Origin of the sequence: Streptomyces sp. NPDC051041 (assembly GCF_044456065.1) — a bacterium.
In the GTDB taxonomy this organism is placed as follows: Bacteria; Actinomycetota; Actinomycetes; order Streptomycetales; family Streptomycetaceae; genus Streptomyces; species Streptomyces glaucus.
Genome location: NZ_JBITFM010000029.1, coordinates 1 through 15,661, shown reverse-complemented (window position 1 = coordinate 15,661; position 15,661 = coordinate 1). Strand labels below are relative to the sequence as shown.

Genomic DNA, 15,661 nt, shown 5'->3' with positions numbered 1-15,661 from the left:
CGGCCCGCGAGCGCCGGTCCCCACACCGCCTCCCCGGCCCCCGACCCGATGGTGGACGCCCCCTCATGACCGACCACGACGCCCCCGGCCCCGCCGGCCGCGGCACCTGCGCCGAAGGCCTCGACGCGCGGCTCGTCGTCGACCGCGGCGCCTTCCGCCTCGACGTGACGCTGACCGCCGCCCCCGGCGACGTCGTCGCCCTGCTCGGCCCCAACGGCGCCGGCAAGACGACGGCCCTGCGCGCCCTCGCCGGCCTGGTGCCGCTCACGGACGGCCATCTGCGCCTCGACGGCGCCGCCCTGGAGCGCACGCCGCCCGAGTCCCGCCCCGTCGGCGTGGTCTTCCAGGACTACCTGCTCTTCCCCCACCTGACGGCCCTCGACAACGTGGCCTTCGGCCCGCGCTGCCGGGGCGCGACCAAGGCGGAGGCCCGCGCCCGGGCCGCCGCCTGGCTGGACCGCATGGGCCTGGCCGAGCACGCCGGCGCCAAGCCCCGCCGGCTCTCCGGCGGCCAGGCCCAGCGCGTCGCCCTCGCCCGCGCCCTGGCCATCCGTCCCCGGCTGCTGCTCCTCGACGAACCGCTCGCGGCGCTGGACGCCCGTACCCGCCTGGAGGTGCGCGCCCAGCTCCGCCGTCACCTGGCCGGCTTCGAGGCGGTGGCCGTCCTGGTCACCCACGACCCCCTGGACGCCATGGTGCTCGCGGACCGGCTGGTGGTCGTCGAACACGGCCGGGTCGTGCAGGAGGGCACCCCCTCCGGCATCGCCCGCCGCCCCCGCACGGACTACATCGCGCGGCTGGTCGGCCTGAACCTCTACCGGGGCCGGGCCGGCGGCCACACCGTCCGGCTCGACGCCGGTCCCGCCGTCACCACCACCGAGGACCTGTCCGGCCCGGTCTTCGTGGCCTTCCCGCCGGGCGCCGTGACCCTGTACCGGGACCGGCCCACCGGCTCCAGCGCCCGCAACCTGTGGCGCTGCGAGGTCGCCGGCCTGGAGACCCACGGCGACCGGATCCGCGTGGACCTGACGGGCGAGCTCCCCCTGGCCGCCGACCTCACCGCGGTCGCCGCGGCCGAACTCGGCCTGCACCCGGGCGCCCGGGTCTGGGCGGCGGTCAAGGCGACGCAGACCCACGCGTACCCGGCGTGAGCCCCGGCGCGGCGACGCCCGGAACCGGCAGGGCCCCGCCCCCGGCCGCACTCGGCCGGGGGCGGGGCCCTTGCGCACGGGACACGTGCTCAGTCCTCGTACGCCTCCAGCGGCGGGCAGGAGCACACCAGGTTGCGGTCGCCGAAGGCCTGGTCGATGCGGCGCACCGGCGGCCAGTACTTGTCCGCGGCCGTCACCCCGCCCGGGAAGACCGCCTCCGCGCGGCTGTACGGGTGCGTCCACTCCCCGCCCAGCGCGGCCGCGGTGTGCGGGGCGCCCCGCAGCGGGTTGTCGTCCGCGGGCCACTCGCCGGAGCCGACCTTCTCGATCTCCGCGCGGATCGCGATCATCGCGTCGCAGAACCGGTCGAGTTCGGCCAGGTCCTCGGACTCGGTCGGCTCGATCATCAGCGTCCCGGCCACCGGGAACGACATCGTCGGCGCGTGGAAGCCGTAGTCGATCAGCCGCTTGGCGACGTCGTCCACGGTCACTCCGGTCGCCTTGGTCAGCGGCCGCAGATCGATGATGCACTCGTGCGCGACCAGCCCGCCGGGACCGGTGTAGAGGACCGGGTAGTGCGGCTCCAGCCGCTTGGCGACGTAGTTGGCCGACAGCACCGCCACCTGCGTGGCGCGCTTGAGCCCCTCGCCGCCCATGAGCCGGACGTACGCCCACGAGATCGGCAGGATGCCCGCCGAGCCCCAGGGGGCCGCCGAGACCGGGCCCACGCCCGTCTCCGGCCCCGCGGCGGGCTGCAGCGGGTGGTTCGGCAGGTACGGAGCCAGGTGCGCCCGTACGGCCACCGGGCCGACGCCCGGGCCGCCGCCGCCGTGCGGGATGCAGAACGTCTTGTGCAGGTTCAGGTGCGAGACGTCGCCGCCGAAGTGCCCCGGCCGGGCCAGGCCCACCAGCGCGTTGAGGTTGGCCCCGTCGACGTACACCTGGCCGCCCGCCTCGTGCACCTGCGCGCAGATGTCGGAGACGTGCTCCTCGAACACGCCGTGCGTCGAGGGGTAGGTGATCATCAGCACCGCCAGTTCGTCGCGGTACCGCTCGATCTTCGCCCGCAGGTCCTCGACGTCGATCTCGCCGTTGTCGGCGGTCCTCACCACGACGACCTTCATGCCGGCCATGACGGCGCTCGCGGCGTTCGTGCCGTGCGCGGAGGACGGGATCAGGCAGACGGTCCGCCGGTCGTCGCCGTTGGCCCGGTGGTACCCGCGTACGGCGAGCAGGCCGGCCAGCTCACCCTGCGATCCGGCGTTCGGCTGCAGCGACACCTTGTCGTACCCGGTGACCTCGGCGAGACGGTCCTCCAGCTCGCGGATGAGCGTGAGGTAGCCCGCCGCCTGCTCGGCCGGCGCGAAGGGGTGCAGCTGCCCGAACTCGGGCCAGGTGACCGGCTCCATCTCCGTGGTCGCGTTGAGCTTCATGGTGCAGGAGCCCAGCGGGATCATGCCGCGGTCGAGCGCGTAGTCGCGGTCGGCGAGCCTGCGCAGGTAGCGCAGCATCGCGGTCTCGGAGCGGTGCTGGTGGAAGACGGGGTGCGTCAGGTACTCGTCGGTGCGCAGCAGGCCGTCCGGCAGGGCGTCCCCCGTGGCCGCGTCCAGCGCCTCGACGTCGCCCTGGACGCCGAACGCGTTCCACACGGCGTCCAGCCGGGCCCGCGTGGTGGTCTCGTCGCAGGCGATCGACACGTGGTCGGCGTCGACGAGCCGCAGGTTGACGCCGTTCGCGCGCGCGGCGGCGACGACCTCGGCGGCCCGGCCCCCGGCGCGCACGGTCAGCGTGTCGAAGAAGGCGCCGTGCACCACCTCGACGCCACCGGCCCGCAGCCCCTCGGCGAGGATCGCGGCGTACCGGTGGGTGCGCCGCGCGATGCCCCTCAGCCCGTCGGGCCCGTGGTAGACGGCGTACATCCCGGCCATCACGGCGAGCAGCACCTGCGCGGTGCAGATGTTGCTGGTGGCCTTCTCCCGCCGGATGTGCTGCTCACGCGTCTGCAGGGCGAGCCGGTAGGCCCGGTGCCCGTCGGCGTCCACGGAGACGCCCACGAGCCGCCCGGGCAGGCTGCGCGCGAAGCTCTCGCGCACCGCCATGTAGCCGGCGTGCGGCCCGCCGAAGCCCATCGGCACGCCGAAGCGCTGCGTGGTGCCGACCGCGATGTCCGCCCCCAGCTCGCCCGGCGACTTCAGCAGGGTCAGCGCGAGCAGGTCGGCCGCCACGGTGACCAGCGCCCCGAGCTCGTGCGCCCGGTCGACGACCGGCCTGATGTCCCGTACGGCCCCGGAGGCGCCCGGGTACTGGATCAGCACGCCGTTGATCTCCCGCTCGGCGACCTCGGCCGGGATGCCCTCGCTCAGGTCGGCGACGACGACCTCGACGCCGGTCGGCTCGGCGCGGGTCCGGAGCACGGCGATGGTCTGCGGCAGCGCGTCCGCGTCGACCAGGAGCAGGCCCTTCTTGTTCTTGCCCATGCGCCGCATCAGCGCCATGGCCTCGGCCGCGGCGGTGCCCTCGTCCAGCAGCGAGGCCCCGGAGGTCGGCAGTCCGGTGAGGTCGGCGACCATGGTCTGGAAGTTCAGCAGCGCTTCGAGCCGGCCCTGCGATATCTCCGGCTGGTACGGCGTGTACGCGGTGTACCAGGCCGGGTTCTCCATGACGTTGCGCAGGATCACGGGCGGGGTGAACGTCCCGTAGTAGCCGAGCCCGATCATCGAGTCCAGGACCTGGTTGCGGTCGGCCAGCGACCGCAGCTCGGCCAGCACCTCGGCCTCGCTGCGCGCGCCCGGCAGGTCGAGCGCGCCGACGTTCTTGATCACATCCGGCACCGCGGCGGCGGTCAGTTCGTCGAGCGAGCCGTAGCCGACCTGCGCGAGCATCTTGGCCCGGGCCTCGTGGTCGGGGCCGATGTGGCGCTGTTCGAAGGGGATTCCCCGTTCGAGTTCGGAGAGCGGAATGCGCTGGGCGGTCATTGCGGAGGCCTCCTGGTCTGACGCGACCTTCGAGGGCACCACGGCGCGGGTGCCCGGACGGCCTCCCCCTCTGTCATCTCGACCTGAGAGCTTCACCGGGCCGCCCGTGGGCCCCGGTTTTCACCGTCGGTGAGAGCGGAAGCCGTCGACACCCGCTCTGCTTTCCAGAGTGGCCTCGTCCGTGCGGTACGTGGGCCTGAGAGATTCCGGGGAGGATTTGCTCCTTCGGCGCCTCCGGTGACGCTTGGAGGACTCTCCCGCACGGGGTCAGCAGCCGCTGTCAGCGTACCAGCGAGGCCGATGCCCCGACCTTCGAGTGGCCGCCACCCGGAAAGTGCTCTTTCGTAGTGCTTACGAATGATTGCGACCACCTGGAGGGCCCGTGCAGACCGACGTCGATCCGCGCAACCTGATCGGCCGCAAGGCGTTCGACCGCAACGGCGACAAGATCGGCACCATCGACGAGATCTACCTCGACGACGCCACCGGCGTGCCCGAATGGGCGGCCATACGCACCGGCCTGTTCAGCCGGGACGCCTTCGTCCCCCTGGAGCCCAGCGAGCTGATCGACGGCGCCCTGCACGTGCCCTTCGACCGGGCCCTGATCAAGGACGCCCCCGACTTCGGCGTCGGCCGCCACCTGTCACCGGAGCAGGAACTCCAGCTCTACCACCACTACGGTCTCGACGTGGCCCCTCCCCCCTCGCTCCCCGGCCGCGCCCTCGGCGGACTGGCGGGCACGGAGGAGAGCTGAGAAGGGCCCCGCCGCGCGCAGGCCCCCGGCGAGCGGTTGGTCCGGGAGCGGCCGGTCCGGGAGCGGCCGGACGCGCGGGCCCCGGAGCCTCCCGGGTCCCTTGCGCCGGTCGACCGTCCACCGACAGGCCCTCATCCCCTCCCCGACCAGGCCCGCTGACCCGGCGCCGCGCACGTCGCTTCCGCCGTCCCGGTGTCCGTGCCCGAGGGGCCGGCGTCCCCGGGTCCGCACGGCACCAACGGCAGCGGTTCCGCCGGTTCCAGATCCGGGTCGTCGACCCGGAACGTCCGCACCCGCCCGGGCTCCGAGCGGGGGGTCTCGAACCGTACGGTGACCCGCCCCAGGCCGCTGCCCTGCACCCATCCGTGCCCGTACTCGGCGTGCCGCACGTCGTGCCCCGCCGGCCACCGCCGCTCGGCGGGTGCCGCTGCCTCCCCGGTCGGCGAGCCCGCGCGCGGCGCGTCCCGCGGCTCCTCGGCCGGACCGTCCGCCCGCTCGCCCGCCGCCTGCGCGAACAGATCCTCCTGCGTGTAGTCGGCGAGGCCGCTGACACCGACCCCGAGCAGCCGTACGCCGCCCGTCGTGTCCACCGAGTCCAGCAGCCGCGCCGCCGCCTCCCGCACCACCGCCGGGTCGTCCGTGGGCCCGCGCAGGGTCTCCGACCGGGTCAGCGTGGAGAAGTCGTACCGCCGCACCTTCAGCACGATGGTCCGCCCGGACAGCCCCGCCTCGCGCAGCCGCCGCACACACCGGTCGGCCAGCCGCCGCACCTCCAGCCCGATCCGTGTCCGGTCGTGGATGTCCACGTCGTACGTGTCCTCGACCGACACCGACTTGGCCTCCCGCTCGGCCACCACGGGCCGCTCGTCCCGGGCCAGCGCCATCGCGTACAGCGCGTGGCCGTGGGCCTTTCCCAGCAGCCGTACGAGTTCGTCCTCGCCCGCCTCGGCGAGCTCCCCGACCGTGTGGATCCCGGCCCGCCGCAGATGGTCACCGGTCGCCGGCCCCACGCCGGGCAGCGTCCGCACCGGCATCGGCCCGAGCAGGGCCTGCTCGGTCCCCGGCTCGATCAGCACCAGCCCGTCCGGCTTGGCCTGTTCCGAGGCGATCTTGGCGAGCATCTTGGAGGCGGCCAGGCCCACCGACCCCGTGAGCCCCGTGACGGCCCGGATGTCCGCGCGCAGCCTCGCCCCGACCAGCCGCGCCGACTCCGCGTCCCGGGCCGCACCGCCGGCCTCCAGGTCCACGAACGCCTCGTCCAGGCTGAGCGGTTCCACCAGGGGCGACAACGCCCGCAGCAGCCTCATCACCTGCTCGCTGATCGACCGGTAGAACCCGAAGCGGGGCACGAGATACGCGGCGTTCGGCGCGCGCCGCCGGGCCAGCGCCATGGGCATCGCCGAGTGCACCCCGAAGACCCGCGCCTCGTACGAGGCCGTGGCCACCACCCCGCGCGGCCCGAGCCCGCCCACGACGACGGCTTTTCCCCGCAGGCTCGGCTTGGACGCCTGCTCCACCGAGGCGAAGAAGGCGTCCATGTCGAGATGCAGGATCGTGGGAGCGCTTCTCACGCCTACGATGCTGCCCTACCCCACTGACAACGCCCCACCCGGCCGCCCCGGCCCGCTCGGGCGCACCCGGACACGGCCTCCACGACCACTCGGGCACCCTCCGGCCACGCCCCTCGCCCGTCGCCGGGACGCCCCGGTGACGCGCTCCGGGCCCCGTCCCCGGACTTCCCGTTCCCTCCCGCCGGGAACTCCGCGATGAAACCGCTTACAGCACCCCGCGGACACCCGGTGGCCGCCGCACGGTCCACCCGGCCGCGTGCTCCCCCGCTCCGGGCGCTCAGACAGCCCGGTTCCGCCGCCGCGCCAGCTCGTCCGCCGGGTTGTGCCCGACCAGCGTCTCACCCGTGTCGATCCGCTCCCCGTGCAGCTGCGACAGGGCGCTCTCGACGTCCCGCCACACCACTCCGACGGCGATCCCGAAGATCCCCTGGCCGCCCTGGAGCAGAGCGTGGACCTCGTCCGGCGAGGTGCATTCGTACACCGTCGCCCCGTCGCTCATCAGCGTCATCCGCTCCAGATCGCGGAAACCGCGTTCCCTGAGATGCTGCACGGCGGTGCGGATGTTCTGCAACGACACCCCGGTGTCGAGGAACCGCTTGACGATCTTCAGGACGACAACGTCCCGGAAGCTGTACAGACGCTGCGTGCCGGACCCGTGAGCGGGCCGCACACTCGGCTCGACGAGCCCGGTACGGGCCCAGTAGTCGAGCTGCCGGTAGGTGATACCGGCGGCCGCGCAGGCCGTCGGACCGCGATAACCGATCTGCTCGGACGCCATGGACGTCGTCCCTCCGCTGCTCGGCACGGCCGTCGGTCGCTGCGGGACGTGATCGGCGGCGCTGTCGTGCGGGGGGTACCCCCTGCTCGAGCGGAGCCGAGAGCTTGGGGGAGGGTACGGACCGCTCGCCCCGAGACTGCGGGAGGCGCCCCCAGCCGTACCGTCGCCGCTGCTTCTCACGCCGACCTCCGTCCTTGACCTGCCTTCTCGACGGTAGGCAGCCACCAGGGGTGCGTCAACGACCGCCACACTCGGCACGCCGAGTGATAATCACCCTAAGAGTGGTTTCCCGTGCCCGACCGCGGGGAAAGGCTAGCCGAATGCCTCGGCGGGGACGCGGAACGCTCCCGGTCGCCTCGGCACAGGCCGACGCCTCGGCCGTCACCGGCCGACGGGTGCGCGTCCCTCGACGGCCCGTCGGCCCGATCGTCCGCCGGACCGCCCACGCGCCTCACTGGCTGCTGGTGCCGAAGTCCTCCGGCGAGATCTGGTCGAGGAACTCGCGGAACTTCTCCACCTCGTCCTCCTGCTCGTCCGGGATCGCGATGCCGGCGTCGTCGAGCACCGTGTCACTGCCGTAGATCGGCGTCCCGGTACGCAGGGCCAGCGCTATGGCATCGGACGGCCGGGCGCTCACCTCGACCCCGCTGGCGAAGACCAGCTCCGCGTAGAAGACCCCCTCACGCAGGTCGGTGATGCGTACTTCGGTGAGCTCCTGACCGACGGCTTCCAGCACGTCCTTGAACAGGTCGTGGGTCAGCGGCCGCGCGGGAGCCATGCCCTGCTGGGCGAAGGCGATCGCGGTCGCCTCCCCCGGCCCGATCCAGATGGGGAGATAGCGGTCGCCCCCCACTTCACGCAGCAGCACGATCGGTTGGTTGGAGGGCATTTCGACCCGGACACCTACGACATCGAGCTCGTTCACACAGCAACCCTAGGCCGTGCCCGGGACCTTTGGGTAGTCGGGCCGGGAACAGGTGGCCGATCCGGGCCCGCGGGACCACCCGTTTCAGGGCAGCCGGACCCCGAGCGCGGTCTGCACCAGAGCCGCGTGCAGCTTCACCGTGAGCCCCGCCAGCTCCTTGGTACGGGCCTCGGCATGCGCCCTGGTCTGCGGGTTCCGGTGCCGCTTCAGCGGGGCCACCACCTGCTCCACCAGCCCGGCCTCACGGTCGGCGGCGGCCTTCATCACCCGCAGGTGCCGCGGCTCGATCCCGAACCGCCCCAGCTCCACGATGAGCGACGCGACGGTGACCGCCTCCGCGTCGTACACCCCGTCCTCCAGCGGAGCGAGCAGCCCGTAGGACTCCCACTCCCGGAGAGCCTCCTCCTCGATCCCGGCGGCCGCGAGCAGCTCGGCCCGCCCGACCCGGGCCGCCGCGGGCCCGTCGGCGGGCTCCGGCCCGGTCTCCCCGTCCCGCTGCCGGCCCAGCGCCGGCAGCGGGACGGCCTCGCCGCGCTCCATCGCGTCCAGGTGCTCGCGGATCACCTTGAGCGGCAGGTAGTGGTCCCGCTGCATCCTCAGTACGTGGCCGAGGCGCTCGACGTCCGCCGCGCTGAACTTGCGATACCCCGAGGGGGTCCGCCGCGGCTCGATGAGCCCCTCCGACTCCAGGAAACGGATTTTGGAGATCGTCACTTCGGGGAACTCGTCGCGCAGCACGTTCAGCACGGTGCCGATGCTCATCAGCCCGCTGTCCGCGGCGGCGGTGCCGTCCCCGGCACCGCCGCTCGGTGTTCGCCGCATGGATTTTCCCTGGGGGTGCCCCGGACGGGGTCCGGGAGGGTCAGTAGCCCTGCTGGCTCGCGTAGAAGACCAGCCGGTACTTGCCGATCTGCACCTCGTCCCCGTTGGACAGGGCGACCTGGTCGATCCGCTCCCGGTTGACGTACGTGCCGTTCAGGCTGCCCACGTCGGCCACCGTGAAGCTGCCGTCCGGGCTACGGCGGAACTCCACGTGCCGGCGGGAGACCGTCACGTCGTCCAGGAAGATGTCGCTCTGCGGATGGCGCCCGGCCGTGGTCAGGTCGCTGTCCAGCAGGAAACGGCTGCCCGAGTTCGGGCCGCGGCGCACGACCAGGAGCGCGGAGCCCTGGGGCAGCGCGTCGACGGCCGCCTGAGCCTCGGGCGAGAGCATCGGCATCTGCGTCTGGCCGGTGGCTTCGGCGTCGTAGGCCTCGAGACCGGAGATGGAGATCGTCGAGGTCGTCTCGGAGGAACGCTCCGGCACGGCCCCGGGCCGCAGCGGCGCGCCGCAGTTGGAGCAGAAGCGACTGTTCTCCGCGTTGCGGTTGCCGCACCTCGTGCACACCAGGGCCGACATCGGATCCTCCTGCCGCGGCTGCCCCGCCGGGACGTCGGACGGATACGGGCCGGAAGACCCTTCACCCGCACCTGAGGCTGACGGTTGCCCGAAACCTATGCCGCCGGACTGCGCAGGGTCAACCGACGACGCGCCCTGACCTCCGGAAATGCCACCGCCCGGACCAGTCACCTGGTCACGGAACAACGGACGCTGGCCCTCCGCGTCGGGCTGTGCGCGATGACGGGCGGTGGCGTTGTCGCTGCCCTCTCGCGCGCTCTTGCCGAACAACTTCGCAAACAACTTCACGGGCGATTCCCCTTGACCGAAACAGACCCGCCCGTGGGGCAGGACGAACCCTGACTGAACGTACTGGCCGACCCGGACATCCTCACAACGTCCGCCTCCACCAGACAGTTTCCACCACGCACCGCCCATTCGGTGCGCCGACCCCCCAGAACCTCATGCTCCTGTCCGACAGCCCCCATGCACCCCCGGTTCACTGGGAGGACGACCGAGCGTAGTCAGGCCGCTCCACCGCTCGCAAGGCGTCCACGACGATCTTGCTCGACCGCTCAACGGTAACGGTGGCCTGTTCTTTCTCCAGAGTCTGCACCACGCCTCCTGGGATGTTGAGCGCCGGTTCGAGGTCCTGCGGCTTGCCGATGACCTTGAAACGATAGGGCGCGTTGATCTTGTTCCCGTCGACGCTCACACTCTTGCCGGAATCTGTCAGATACGTGTCGGCTACGACCCGTACGCCGTTCACCTGGAGCGCCTCCGCGCCGGCCGCGCGCAGCTCCTGGATCGCGTCGAGCAGCATGTCCGCCTCGACCGTCCCCTTCGTGTCCTCGATGGTCATCGTGATACCGGGCCCCTGAGCGGCCACCGTGCCCGCCAGTACGCCGAGTTGCCGTTCCTTCTCAACCGTCTGCCGACGGGCCTCCTCGGCCTGGTCGGAACTGTTCTTCAGCTCGTCCCGCTGCTTCTCGAGCCCCTGCTTCTCGTCCTCAAGACGCTGTGTGCGGTCGTCCAGTTCATCGAGGATGCGCACGAGATCCTCCTGACGCGCGCCGCGCAGGGCACTGTCGTTGTCGCTGTTGGAAGCCACCTGGACGGCCAGCCCGAATCCCAGCCCGAACAGCAGCAGGGCGAAGATGAGTTGGGCCCGGGTGACGCGCGGCGGCCACAGCCCTTTCACCAGCCGCTGCCGGCCGGTCAGCTCGGGCTGCGGCTCCGCAGGGGTCCCCTCGGGCGGGGGGGCCGTCGCCGCGGGCACTTCCTGGGGCAGTTCCTTCCGCAACCGGTTCCCGGTTTTGCCGTCGTGCTCGCTCATCGGCCTCACGCCCGGAACACGTGCCGGCGGATCGCCGCGGCGTTGGAGAAGATGCGGATGCCGAGGACGACCACGACGCCGGTGGACAACTGGGCCCCCACACCCAGCTTGTCGCCCAGGAACACGATCAGCGCGGCCACGACCACGTTCGACAGGAACGACACCACGAAGACCTTGTCGTCGAAGATGCCGTCGAGCATGGCCCGCAGACCGCCGAAGACGGCGTCGAGCGCGGCCACGACAGCGATCGGCAGATAAGGCTCGACGGCCGCGGGAACCTCGGGCCGGACCAACAGGCCGGCCACGACGCCCACGACGAGGCCCAGTACGGCGATCACGATGTGCCCTTCCCGGTGTTCTCGTTGTTCTGGGTGTTCTCGTTGTTCTGGGTGTGCGGCTGTGCCGTGCGTACGGTGACACTCGGTGCGGCAGGCAGCCGGAGGCCGTCCTCCACGGAGATACCGGTCCGGATGCCGAAGTTCTCCTGCAGGGCATGCAGGTACAGCCCGTCGGGACTGTTCTGGAACCTGGTGCTGAGCCGCTCGCCGTCCCCGACCGCGAGCACCGTGTACGGCGGCACCAGCGGCCTGTTGTCGACCAGTATGGCGTCCCCCGCGGCTCTGATCGCGGACAGCGCCGTCAGCCGCTGCCCGTTGATGGCCACGGCCTCGGCGCCCGACGCCCATAGCCCGTTGACCACGCGCTGCATGTCCCGGTCGCGCACCCGGCCGGTGTCGGAGAACCCGGACGTCCCGCGTGGCTCCCCGTCGCCTCCCACCACGGTGTCCTTGGCGTCGTTCACCACGAGCCGTACACCGGGACCGTGCACCGCGGTCGCGCCCGACAGGATGCTCACCAGCTCCAGCCGGTCGCTGCCGCCGCTGTTCCTCAGCGCCTCCCGCTGCCGCGCGCTCACGTCCGCGCGCAGTTCGTCGACGCTCTCCTCCAGTTCGTCCGCCGCCTCGGTCTCCCGGTCGATGCGGTCGACGAGTTCCTCCCGCTCCTTGGCGACGGTCGGGGCCGCGACCCGTGCCTGTGCCGCGCCCACGGTCACGACGAAGGCCGCGAGCACCAGGCCCGCGGCCAGGCCGAGCTTGGCCCTGAGGGTCTTCGGCAGACGGCCGTCGCCCGCGGCCCGCTTCCGCGCGGCGGCCTCGGCGTATCCGTCGTCGAGGCTGTGGTCCATGACGTTGGTCAGCAGCGACATGGACGCGTCGGGGCGCGGGGGCCGCGCAGGAGTGCTCCGAACGGGGGGTTGCTGCGGCATGCCGCACATCGTCGCACGTCGCGGCCCCTACCTTCGAACGGCCCCACCGGCGTGCCGGACAGGCCCCGTTGGGGACACTTGTCCGGCACGCACGCGTGCAGGGCTTTTCAGCGGCCGGCGCTGTCCACGACGGCCGCCCACTCGTCGAGCAGCGCCTGCGCGGAGGCGTCGTCGGGCCCCTCGGCCCACAGGTGGGTGACCGCCTCGGCGGGGTCGGGCAGCACCATCACCCAGCGCCCGTCGCTCTCCACCACCCGCACGCCGTCGGTGGTGTCCACGAAGCGGTCCCCGGCCGCCTCGACCACCCGCCGCATGACCAGGCCCTTGACCGCCCACGGGGTCGCCAGATCCCGCTTGAGGACGTGCGCGCGGGGGATGCGCGCGTCGATCTGGCTGAGCGTGAGCTGCGTACGGGCCACCAGTCCGATCAGCCGCACGAAGGCCGCCGTGCCGTCGTAGACGCCGCTGAACTCGGGGATGATGAACCCGCCCTTGCCGTCGCCGCCGAAGATCGTCCCTTCCCCGCGGCCGACGCGCGTCAGGTCGTCCGGTGACGTGGTCGTCCACTCGACCTGGGTGCCGTGGTAGGCCGCCACCTGCTCGGCGATCCTCGTGGTGGTCACGGGCAGCGCCACCCGGCCGCTGCGGCGCTCCGCGGCGACGAGGTCCAGCATCACCAGCAGCGCCCGGTCGTCCTCGATGATGTGCCCCTTCTCGTCGACGAGCGAGATCCGCTCGCCGACGGGGTCGAAGCGCACACCGAACGCCGCACGCGAGGACGCGACGATCTCACCGAGGCGCATCAGCCCCGACCGCCGCATGTCGGCCGTCTCGGTCGGCCGGGACTCGTCGAGACCGGGGTTGATGGTCAGCGAGTCGACGCCCAGCTTGCCGAGCAGGCTGGGCAGAAGGAGTCCCGCACTGCCGTTCGAAGCATCCACGACGACCTTGAGTCCGGACTCCGCGATTCCGGTCGTGTCGACGTTCCGCAGCAGCGAGCCGGTGTACGAGTCGAAGACACTCGCCGGGAAGTGCAGGTCACCGATCTCACCGGGGAACGCCCGCCGGTACTCCTGTCGCGCGAAGACCCGGTCCAGCTTCCGCTGACTGGCCTGCGACAGGTCGGCGCCCTGCCCGTCGAAGAACATGATGTCCACGGAGTCCGGCACCCCGGGGGTGGTCCGGATCATGATGCCGCCGGCGCTTCCCCGCGCGGTCTGCTGCCGCGCCACGGGCAGCGGTACGTTCTCCAGGTCCCGTACGTCGATGGCACTGGCCTGCAGCGCGGAGATGACCGCCCGCTTGAGCGCTCGGGCGCCGCGGGAGTGGTCGCGGGCCGTGGTGACGGTGGCCCCCTTCTTCAGCGTCGTCGCGTAGGCGCCGGCGAGACGTACGGCGAGTTCCGGGGTGATCTCCACGTTCAGGATTCCGGAGACCCCGCGGGCGCCGAAGAGGTGCGCCTGTCCTCTGGACTCCCAGATGACCGAGGTGTTGACGAAGGCGCCGGCCTCGATGGTCTTGAACGGGTAGACCCGCACATTGCCCTGCACGATCGATTCTTCACCGATCAGGCACTCGTCACCGATGACCGCGCCGTCCTCGATCCGGGCCGCGCGCATGATGTCGGTGTTCTTTCCGACGACGCATCCCCGCAGGTTGCTGTGCGGTCCGACATACACGTTGTCGTGCACGACGGCCTTGTGCAGAAAGGCCCCGCTCTTGACGACGACGTTCGATCCGACGACGGTGTGCTCGCGGATTTCCGCGCCGGCCTCGACCTTGGCGTAGTCACCGATGTACAGGGGCCCTCGGAGGACGGCATCGGGATGTACCTCGGCTCCCTCCGCCACCCATACGCCCGGGGAGAGCTCGAAGCCGTCGATGTCGACGTCGACCTTGCCCTCCAGGACGTCGGCCTGGGCCTTCACATAGCTCTCGTGCGTGCCGACGTCCTCCCAGTAGCCCTCGGCCACGTAGCCGTAGATCGGCTTGCCTTCCTTCATCAGCTGCGGGAAGACATCGCCGGACCAGTCGACGGGCACGTCGGGCTCGACGTAGTCGAAGACCTCGGGCTCCATGACGTAGATACCGGTGTTCACGGTGTCCGAGAAGACCTGGCCCCAGGTCGGCTTCTCGAGGAAGCGCTCGACTCGCCCCTCCTCGTCGACAATGGTGATACCGAACTCCAAGGGGTTGGGCACGCGCGTCAGGCAGACGGTGACCAGCGCGCCCTTTTCCTTGTGGAAGTTGATCAGCTCGGTGAGGTCGAAGTCGGTCAGGGCATCGCCGGAGATGACAAGGAAAGCATCGTCCTTCAACGCCTCTTCGGCGTTCTTGACGCTTCCGGCGGTACCGAGTGGCTTCTCCTCATTGGCATAGGTGAGCTCCATTCCGAGCTCTTCCCCGTCCCCGAAGTAGTTCTTGACCAGTGAGGCCAGGAACTGGACAGTCACGACGGTTTCATTGAGCCCATGCTTTTTCAGCAGCCTCAGAACATGCTCCATGATCGGCCGGTTGGCCACTGGCAGGAGCGGCTTGGGCATGCTTGAGGTCATAGGACGAAGGCGGGTGCCTTCGCCTCCGGCCATCACGACGGCCTTCATGTCGGAAGCGTCCTCCTCTAAGAGACGACGGTCTGACCGACTTCACTCCCAGATTGTCCCGCACTTTTCGGTCGCGGGCCATCGGGCCGCTAAGGGCCACAGCAATCAGCGAGTTCAATCGGCCATGGCGTCCGCTCGGACCAGGCGGCGGACTTGTACCACGTAGAGGACTCCTGCCCACCAATACAGGGTTGTACCCCATCCGGCGAACGCCCATCCGAAAATAGCAGCGAGTGACGAGATCCATCCACTTCCGTCACTGAGCAAGAGCAGCGGGAAGGCGTACATCAAGTTGAACGTCGCGGCCTTCCCCAGGAAGTTCACCTGCGGCGGGGGGTAGCCATGGCGCCGGAGGATGCCCACCATCACCAGGAGGACGAGCTCTCGGGCCAGTAGCACGGCGGTCAACCAGAGAGGCAGAATCTCACGCCAGGTGAGACCGACCAGGGTCGAGAGGATGTAGAGCCGGTCGGCCGCCGGATCAAGCAGCCGGCCGAGGCTGCTGATCTGGTTCCAGCGTCGCGCGAGCTTGCCGTCCAGATAGTCACTGATTCCGCTCAGAGCCAGGACCAGCAAGGCCCAGCCGTCGCTCTTGGGGCCACCGAACTCGGGCCTGAGGATCAGCCACAGGAACAGTGGCACGCCCACGAGCCGTGCCATGCTGAGAATGTTCGGGATGGTGAGGACCCGGTCAGTCTGGACGCGGGTCTCCTGGACCTCCACCCGGGGGCCTCCTGGGGAAACGAACCAACGATGCTCCCCGACTTTACCTCAACGCAAAAAAGCTCTGGCTCTTGGGCATGCCCAAGAGCCAGAGCTTCAAAAGGAGTTCGGCGGCGTCCTACTCTCCCACAGGGTCCCCCCTGCAGTACCATCGGCGCTGTAAGGCTTAGCTTCCGGGTTCGGAATGTAACCGGGCGTTT

13 protein-coding genes, 1 rRNA gene and 1 riboswitch are annotated in these 15,661 nt (G+C 71.1%); of the genes, 2 read left to right on the top strand and 12 right to left on the bottom strand.

Annotated elements, in window-relative coordinates; genetic code table 11:
• The first annotated feature begins 65 nt into the window (after positions 1–65).
• Positions 66–1,151: an ABC transporter ATP-binding protein gene (locus ACIBAI_RS28065; protein WP_399038523.1), complete on the top strand. Its 1,086-nt coding sequence runs from the start codon at positions 66–68 to the stop codon at positions 1,149–1,151.
• Positions 1,152–1,240: 89 nt separating this feature from the next.
• Here the strand turns inward: ACIBAI_RS28065 and gcvP are convergent, their stop codons facing one another.
• Positions 1,241–4,126: an aminomethyl-transferring glycine dehydrogenase gene (gene gcvP, locus ACIBAI_RS28060; protein WP_399038521.1), complete on the bottom strand. Its 2,886-nt coding sequence runs from the start codon at positions 4,124–4,126 to the stop codon at positions 1,241–1,243.
• Positions 4,127–4,300: 174 nt separating this feature from the next.
• Positions 4,301–4,396, bottom strand: a riboswitch (glycine riboswitch).
• Positions 4,397–4,508: 112 nt separating this feature from the next.
• On the opposite strand from gcvP, the gene ACIBAI_RS28055 reads away from it, so the two are divergent.
• Entirely contained in the window at positions 4,509–4,880 is a 372-nt protein-coding gene (locus ACIBAI_RS28055) for a PRC-barrel domain-containing protein (protein WP_399038520.1), read from the top strand.
• Positions 4,881–5,011: 131 nt separating this feature from the next.
• Here the strand turns inward: ACIBAI_RS28055 and ACIBAI_RS28050 are convergent, their stop codons facing one another.
• The 11 genes from ACIBAI_RS28050 to rrf form a co-directional block, all read right to left on the bottom strand.
• Complete coding sequence (locus ACIBAI_RS28050; protein ID WP_399038518.1) at positions 5,012–6,451, bottom strand: DNA polymerase IV; 1,440 nt, start codon at positions 6,449–6,451, stop codon at positions 5,012–5,014.
• A 277-nt stretch (positions 6,452–6,728) separates the two neighbouring features.
• Entirely contained in the window at positions 6,729–7,409 is a 681-nt protein-coding gene (locus ACIBAI_RS28045) for a MerR family transcriptional regulator (RefSeq protein ID WP_399038516.1), read from the bottom strand.
• Positions 7,410–7,680: 271 nt separating this feature from the next.
• Positions 7,681–8,154, bottom strand: coding sequence for a bifunctional nuclease family protein (locus tag ACIBAI_RS28040; protein WP_026253112.1), 474 nt, complete (start codon positions 8,152–8,154; stop codon positions 7,681–7,683).
• 84 nt (positions 8,155–8,238) lie between these two features.
• Entirely contained in the window at positions 8,239–8,976 is a 738-nt protein-coding gene (locus tag ACIBAI_RS28035; RefSeq protein WP_399038514.1) for a MerR family transcriptional regulator, read from the bottom strand.
• Between the two features lie 40 nt (positions 8,977–9,016).
• On the bottom strand, positions 9,017–9,970 hold the full coding sequence (locus tag ACIBAI_RS28030) for an FHA domain-containing protein (RefSeq protein WP_399038512.1): 954 nt from the start codon (positions 9,968–9,970) through the stop codon (positions 9,017–9,019).
• Between the two features lie 61 nt (positions 9,971–10,031).
• The gene (locus ACIBAI_RS28025) at positions 10,032–10,868 is read right to left on the bottom strand and encodes a DUF881 domain-containing protein (protein ID WP_399038510.1); all 837 of its coding nucleotides are present in this window, start codon (positions 10,866–10,868) and stop codon (positions 10,032–10,034) included.
• 5 nt (positions 10,869–10,873) lie between these two features.
• Positions 10,874–11,206, bottom strand: a complete 333-nt coding sequence (locus tag ACIBAI_RS28020) for a small basic family protein (protein WP_003977440.1) — start codon at positions 11,204–11,206, stop codon at positions 10,874–10,876.
• Positions 11,203–12,144, bottom strand: a complete 942-nt coding sequence (locus ACIBAI_RS28015) for a DUF881 domain-containing protein (protein ID WP_399038508.1) — start codon at positions 12,142–12,144, stop codon at positions 11,203–11,205. The genes ACIBAI_RS28020 and ACIBAI_RS28015 overlap by 4 nt, the downstream gene beginning before the upstream one ends.
• A 98-nt stretch (positions 12,145–12,242) precedes the next feature.
• A complete protein-coding gene (locus ACIBAI_RS28010) occupies positions 12,243–14,738 on the bottom strand; it encodes a sugar phosphate nucleotidyltransferase (RefSeq protein WP_399038507.1) in 2,496 nt (831 codons plus the stop codon).
• Positions 14,739–14,852: 114 nt separating this feature from the next.
• Entirely contained in the window at positions 14,853–15,461 is a 609-nt protein-coding gene (locus ACIBAI_RS28005) for a CDP-alcohol phosphatidyltransferase family protein (protein WP_189289258.1), read from the bottom strand.
• Between the two features lie 105 nt (positions 15,462–15,566).
• A 5S ribosomal RNA gene (gene rrf / locus ACIBAI_RS28000) occupies positions 15,567–15,661 on the bottom strand; the annotation flags it as partial.

Coding starts and splice junctions, on each gene's coding strand:
- ACIBAI_RS28035 (WP_399038514.1), bottom strand. CDS start 8,976: ATGCGGCGAACACCGAGCGGCGGTGCCGGGGACGGCACCGCCGCCGCG.
- gcvP (WP_399038521.1), bottom strand. CDS start 4,126: ATGACCGCCCAGCGCATTCCGCTCTCCGAACTCGAACGGGGAATCCCC.
- ACIBAI_RS28025 (WP_399038510.1), bottom strand. CDS start 10,868: ATGAGCGAGCACGACGGCAAAACCGGGAACCGGTTGCGGAAGGAACTG.
- ACIBAI_RS28065 (WP_399038523.1), top strand. CDS start 66: ATGACCGACCACGACGCCCCCGGCCCCGCCGGCCGCGGCACCTGCGCC.
- ACIBAI_RS28015 (WP_399038508.1), bottom strand. CDS start 12,144: ATGTGCGGCATGCCGCAGCAACCCCCCGTTCGGAGCACTCCTGCGCGG.
- ACIBAI_RS28030 (WP_399038512.1), bottom strand. CDS start 9,970: ATGGGCGGTGCGTGGTGGAAACTGTCTGGTGGAGGCGGACGTTGTGAG.
- ACIBAI_RS28010 (WP_399038507.1), bottom strand. CDS start 14,738: ATGAAGGCCGTCGTGATGGCCGGAGGCGAAGGCACCCGCCTTCGTCCT.